This window comes from Cyanothece sp. BG0011, from assembly GCF_003013815.1.
Classification (GTDB): Bacteria; Cyanobacteriota; Cyanobacteriia; order Cyanobacteriales; family Microcystaceae; genus Crocosphaera.
On sequence record NZ_PRLH01000213.1, the window covers coordinates 1 to 7,059 of the forward strand.

1 protein-coding gene is annotated in these 7,059 nt (G+C 36.8%); it reads right to left on the bottom strand.

Annotated elements, in window-relative coordinates:
* Positions 1 to 186: 186 nt before the first annotated feature.
* Complete coding sequence (locus C4E06_RS26825) at positions 187 to 6,969, bottom strand: neuraminidase-like domain-containing protein (protein ID WP_232826397.1); 6,783 nt, start codon at positions 6,967 to 6,969, stop codon at positions 187 to 189.
* Positions 6,970 to 7,059: the final 90 nt, after the last annotated feature.

Sequence of the window (7,059 nt, forward strand, 5' to 3'; positions counted from 1 at the left end):
TGCAGTGGATTCTACCAACCCAAATAGAGACATCTGTTCGGTATTCATATAATGGTAATGGTACCTCTATAGCTTTCGCCTTAGCGGCGCTAGCCACGAGTAACCGATTATTACTTTGTCAACTTTTTGTCGAAAAGAAAACCTAGTTCGATCTACGCAGAGTAGTGACAATCCTCTGCCTCAATTTTATGAAGAAAGCGTCATTTGATATTTAATAACCAGCCAGGCATCGTTCAAAATCTCTGTAGGAAAAGGAACAGGTTCATCGACTTTAATTATCCAGTGTCCATTTATATCTTCTTCTTGATCGGTGGCTGTATATTGTTTGAGTTGACCAATTTTTGCTCCAGCATCTAAAGTAATAGTTGGATTTGTATTCTCAACATCAAAATTTTCTGCTTGATCAAACCTAAATAGGGATACAGTTAGTTCATTATCAATGGGTGGAACAAAGAGCATAACACTCTCGATAACGACGTTGTTCACCTTTTGACTGTTAGCAAAGAAAGGAAGACGCTCTCTAAGATTACCAAGGATAAGAATTTGGCTTTCGGTTTCAGGTTGGGGATTTAGGAAACGATGCCATTCACTAGGAAATTCATGCTTCAAGCTAAACATACGAAATAGACCCTCTCGTTTGCTTAATTCGGAGGCATTTTTAACATACTCATTCAAATGTTCTATGGCAGCAGTTTTGAGTGTCGTCCCGCCTTCACAGGAAGTGTAACGTAAATGAATGACTACATCTGTGATAGTTTGATAATCGAACTGACGAAATTCTTGAGGTAGTTCCAAACGCCAGGTACTAATGGTTCCGGCCCCTTCAAACGGGAGGTATCGCTCATCTCGGAAGTTTAGCTCAAATACTCCACTATCATTTTGTCCCTGACTAACGGCAATAGCAGTCGTCGGAATAGGATTATAGATAAATCGCTCATCTGCTTCTTCTAACTTCTTAGGATAATCAGCAGCAATTTTGCTGTTGCGGTATTCGTGTTTGAGTAGGCGAAGGGTACAGTTTAAACTGGTATAGGGGCCAACAACACAAGGAACAGAAACTGATACTGTTTTTATCCGTCGCTTGTAATGACCGGGATAGTCGAGATCGAAAATTTCTTCTGGGAAGTTAAACTCACATACTCCCTCTTCTTTAAGTTGAATTAATGCTATGGGGTTTAATTCTTGAAGAGAAATATGTTTGGTAATTTCGTAATCATGGGGTTTTGTTTCTACATAGGCATTTTCTAAATGTTTCAGGGCTAAATAAAGCTGTTCACCCGCTAGAAAACCGTCTTTAGCACTGTCCCAATAGCCAAACTTGATGAAATCAGAGGTAGATAGACCCAGTTCAAAGCGAAAAACTTTCTCTGCTTTTTTAGCTAAATCATAGGCAAAGGAATAGGCTTGATAATACAAATCTTTTAGGCGATCGCTCATCCATTGGTACAGTTCCTCATTAGAATACTTGGTGCGAATAAATTCTTCAACTTCTTCGGTTTGCTCAATTTGTGTCTGATGATTCTCAATTTCTAACTGTGCGATCTCCTGGCGGATTTTCTGAGCGGTTATTTGCTTATCAATTTGCATCAGTTCGTGGCCAGCAAGATTTAATTGAAAGATGCGATCTTGTAATTGACGAGTATAACCTGCTTTTCGAGAAGCAGCAGAAGATTGAAAGAAAGTACGATTTACCCCGATTTGTAAGCCTCTAGCAGTAGCCTGTACTGCGGTTCCTATATATGGGCCTCCATATTCCATGGTAGTCCCAATACCAAAAGGTTTAGTCTGTAAAGCAAAAGTTGGAATAAGATGCAAATGACTAGCTAATGTTTCCAACACACCAACTACGGTTTGTAAGTCTGCTGAAAGTTTGGCTTTTTTCATTTCTTCTGCTTCAGGGGGAATTAATTTTAATCCACCATCCTCTTTTACTTCAGGCATTTTGTTTTCCATTTCCGTAAATTCTGCATCGATAGCTGGTACACCCATATCTTCTTCATCAACAAGTTTTTGATAATGTTGAAGTCTATATTCAGGGGATTTGCGATTTTGTTCGAGGCTGTCAAGACTTTTTTCAGCTTCTTCTAATTGCATCTTTCGCACTTCCATGATCAGATTTTGAATACGAGTATCGTGCTGCGATCGCAAAATAGATAAACTCTCTCCATCTTTTTTCTCTAAAGCTGAAAGTAACGCACTACCCAGTGATTTAACCTCAGAAGTCACCTCTAATGCCCGTTGCAATAGATAATTGAAGCGATAATTAGGCATGGGAGTGCTAAGATCATTGAGAACGCTACTAATGTTTAATCCTTGGGCCGCAGCCTGTACAAGTAAAGCTGGATTGATGGGTGGCTCAAACAAATTTAACTTTCTGAATATGCCTTCAATATTGAGGCAATGGCGAATTTTAAAAAGGCGATCGGCTACAGTATCCCAGTATTCTAATAGTTTGGGATTGTCTGGAATGCAAAAGTAAAGGGTTGTGGCAAAGCCATAGATATTAACATAATGTTCTTCCCCATCAAAAACGCCTTCTGTTGCGATCTGGTTGCTGAAGGGGAAAATCAGTTCTAGATCCACCATTGCATTCGAGAAAGCATCCCATTTATTTAACAAACTGCAATAGGATTCGGGTTGTTTTTTTCCGCGTTGGGGAATGATTTCAGGACGGGGACCTAAAATATGACCAGCTAATACATACAACTGAGTAGCTTGGTTAATAGATTCAATGGTGTCTTGACGGAAAAGGTTGTCTCCCCAAGCAATCAAATTGTCAATATATTTCATCACAACCCATTTCATATAGGCTGTAGGGCGATTACGAGCAATATGATGAGGTTGAAAGGGATTTTCTCGCCATTGATAAATGCTATTATTTTCACTATTATCAGGAGCATTGGGATCGAGTTTAGAAAATATTTGCTCTAAAATATTTTTGCTATCAGTTACTCTAAATGGCAAGAACTTCCAAACATTTCTGATATTTCCCTTAACATTAATGGGGTCAAAAATATAATGCCACCATTGCATAGCTTCTTCAAATCGTTGAGATTTAGATAAATTATCAGCTAATAAAGCAACAGAATGGAAAAGGGCTTCCCAATTGTAGATAGCATAGGGACGTTTTAGCTCATGATATTTGAGACCATCGTTTGAACCATAATCATCATTAGAAAGAGGGATTAGACAATTAGCAGGTTGACAATTAAATATTTGATTTATATTTCCTTTCCTTAGTAATCCTAAAATATTTTTCGTTCTATTATGCTGAAAGGAATAAGAAGTATTAAAATTATTAACAAAATTAATCTCACCATTTTTTTCCCAAAATCTCGGTAAGGAAATATCCCAAGGGTTATTGTCAGAATATTTTGCTTGAATAGGTATTAATTCTGAAGTTGAAGAGTCGATACCTACAAATCGTTGGAAAAAATTCCATCCAATTAAGAATGGAAACTTATTAGATACCCTTATTTCAGATGTATTAACTTGGTTTCCATCAAAACAAAATGATTGTGAAAATGAAATCCAATTAGACTCTGAAATTTGGCTTCTAGTAAAGAGAGGTCGAAAAGAAAGTGATGTTTCTTTTTCATCTTCATCAGTAACATTTTCATCTGCATCGATAACATTTCCATCTTTATCAATAACATCAGGAAAAATTAATTGTTGGAAATTTTCGGTAATAATAAGACTATCAGACAAGTAATATAGTTGAAAATAGATTTCTTCAGATTTAATAAATGGTGCGAAAATAAATTTATCTCTTTCTGAAAAAAGATCAAATCTATGTTCTAAAGTAAATTTATTAGTAGGTATATCTATATTTTCATTTTCCTCAAAATTTCTCAACGAATAAATAGCTCGATTTGATATTTGTTTTGGAGTCCATTTGCCTTCCTTGTATTCACTCCAACCCATTTTGATTTCCCAGTAAGTCAAAGGGGTAGTATCTGACATCTTAGAGTTTTCAGCACTTTCTGTAACCTTCATCTCCTTTTTTAAGGGACTATCCCAGTTTTTCTGCATGAATTGAGGGAAGAAAATAAAGAGTCGATCTTTCCAAACAACTGGTATAACGGAAGCTCCATTATTTACTAATTTTCCATGCTCATCTTCTATATCAACACTAGGAATATCCACTTCAATTTTTGTCCAAGGATACCAATACTGATTTTCAAATTCATAGTAGCGATAGTAAAAAAAGTAAGGTGCATTACGAGTTCTAGCCACAACATGAAGCTTCCGTTTATTCCCCTCACCTTCTATAAATTGCCCAACCACTTCAAGATTGGCAACTTCATCAACTTGAACAATATATTTAGTCAAAGCACTTGTAACAGTACTTTTACTAACATCATTTTGCAGTAATTCAGATTCCAGTTCCTCAAAGAATGGACTTTTAACATCTCTTAATTCAGGGCGTATCCAGTTTTCAGGATAAAGAAATACTTTGCGATTTGCTTCCCAAACCCGATAACGAGACATCCACTCCCAACGCTGACGATCTAAGGCACTAGATGAAACGCCGTGCTTTTCTTCTAAACCTAAGAAACACCGTTGTACAAATAGCTGAACAGAAGAAATTGCCTGCTTGATGCGGGAGGTTTCCATACAAGCATCCATCTGCACGTCAATGAGGAAAAATTCAAATAGGCTGTCGGCATCTCTCACTCCCCATTCCATCAAAACGGGTTGTGCTAATAAATAGGCAATCAAAGCATCCCTTTGTCGATTGCGTAGTAAATCGTGGGTAGGCTTAATCGCTTCTTCCCATTCCTCTTGAAGATATCGCGCTCTAATAGTGTCTCGAATACCTCTGGCAATTTTTCGGCTTTGGAAAAAATCGGTGGGAGGTTTACCCCATTGGAATAAATCCCCCATTCCCACACCAATTTTCTCCGCCACTTGCAAGGTTGTTTGTAGCTTGAGGAGATTTTTCTCGTCTTGAAAATCTTCTAGATTGGGAAGGTTAAAATGTTGGGGAAGAATCATTTTGTAAACTTCAGACTCTTCCCATGCAGTTAGGGCGTTAATTTGCTCGACTAAAGAAAGTTCTGTTTGCGTATCTTCAGTTTGATTCGTCCAACGGAGAAAATCTATCAAACTCAGTTGAGTCTGCAGTAAGCTCTTTTGCAGACGGTAGAATGCTTCTAGCCTTAGCCACTGAGGAAAAGCTAATTCATTAAAGTTTAAATTTTTGAATTTTTTGCAGTAATCTCGGAAAAAGTCGATCTCTTCCCGTTTCATATTAAAGCCTTCCACAACTATTGCGGCTTTTTGTAACCGAATATAGGCTTGACGAAACGTTTCTACACTAAAAGCAGGAAATAAGACTTTATCAGAAATTTTTACCTTTGCTTGATCATTAAACTTCATGAACAAGTCAATAATATTACCATTTCCATCTGTGTCGTACCCTTCGATAATAAAAGGATAAGCTTGACCTGCTTTGAGAGAAAAAATAGGACTTTCGTAGAAATTAATTCCTTCTTCATCTGTTTTCTGGTATTCAAAAGCTTGTTCTTGAGCATTAAATGTTAAATTTGCTGTTTTTAAAGTTTCTAGAAAAAAGGTATATTTCCCTTCTTTTTCTGGAACAAAAAAACCTTCCCAGTATTGATCTAATTCTGATGCTTCTGTTGATTTTTTTTGTTCTTTTAATTTGATAATTTCTTGGTAAAGTGGTTCTTCCGTTGAAGTTTTGACCACTTCCATGATCAAAATTTCGGTAAGATCAATATCTAATCCTAAATCGGACGCAAGGATTTGTATTACCTGGCGCTGACGCAATTCTTCTCTTAAGTAGGGTAAGAATTTTTGAGCAAAAAATGCACGCTTTTGCAATCCATTATCATCTTCCTGATTGTCAGCATCAACAACATCTTCAGCTAGTAAAATATTTTTAGCATATTTACAATTTTGACAATCTTCACTATCTTCAACATCTTCACAATCTTCACAATCTTCACAGTTTCCTTTAAAAATAGGTAAGAGTGCGTTATCAAAAAATTGCTGAGGTTGAGCAAAAATTTTCTTGGCAACAATTAAGAATTTATCCCTACAGTCAGAATCGTCAATATAATCTGCTAAAGCTAACACTTTGTTTTGCTCTGATTTACTAAGAATACCAGTAATTTGAAGCCCTTTTGAGCCACTAAATTGAACCCTTTCAAGGAAAGTCTGAAACTCCTCAATGAGTTTTTCTCGATTTTCAATCAGTTTTTTAAGCTTTTCAATCCGTTCTTTTTCCTCTTCTGTCCTATTTTCTACTGCTTTTTCTTGAGCGGTTTCTAATTTTTCTTGAGCGTTTTCTAGTTCTGCTATAGCTTTTTCTACTTCTTTTCGTTTATCGGTTAAAAATTGGATAATGTTATCCTGATCAGTTTTGTCTAAAATGGCACTATACTTACGTCGGGTATTGTCAAGATATATAGTCGTCCCTTGTAGCAAGGTAATAATTTCTTCTACGATCGCACTTTCGTAAAGTAAACTCAATTTATTCCGTAACAGTTCTTCTGTTGCGTCTTCATCTTTTTCAATGTCAGGGTGATCTATCTCGATTTGAAGTAAAGTATCTCGGAGGGCGATCGCTAATTCAAAGATATCAGCCATACTGGGTCTGAGAGGACGCAGTTGGTCGTCATTATCCTGAAGTACATAGTTTAACTCCCGTAAAGAAAAACCAGAATTATCGATTTGAGCAAACAGATTATAGAATTCTAGGGTTTTAGTGGGTTTTCCAAAAGGATGAGTAATATCCTGCATTAACATTAAAAGACCTGGCAATTCTTTGACTCGAATTCCTAATGTTTTAGCCAGCAGAAGATGACGATAGAGTTTGGATACATTATCTAGTGTTAATGGGTAGCATTGAGAATCATCATCCGAGTTTAACGCTTCAGGAGTTGCTATCAGTCCAATAATAGTCTCAATCATATTGACATCTGCTTTTAGCGATGCCATGAGTATAGGAAGATGGTCGCTAATACATTCCTCTTGGGATAGATAAGTGCCATAGTCATCTTCTTCAAAGACATTTTCTATCGCCGTCAG

Bases quoted from the DNA above. Each gene is read 5' to 3' on its own strand.
- C4E06_RS26825 (WP_232826397.1), bottom strand. From the start codon at position 6,969: ATGGCATCGCTAAAAGCAGATGTCAATATGATTGAGACTATTATTGGA.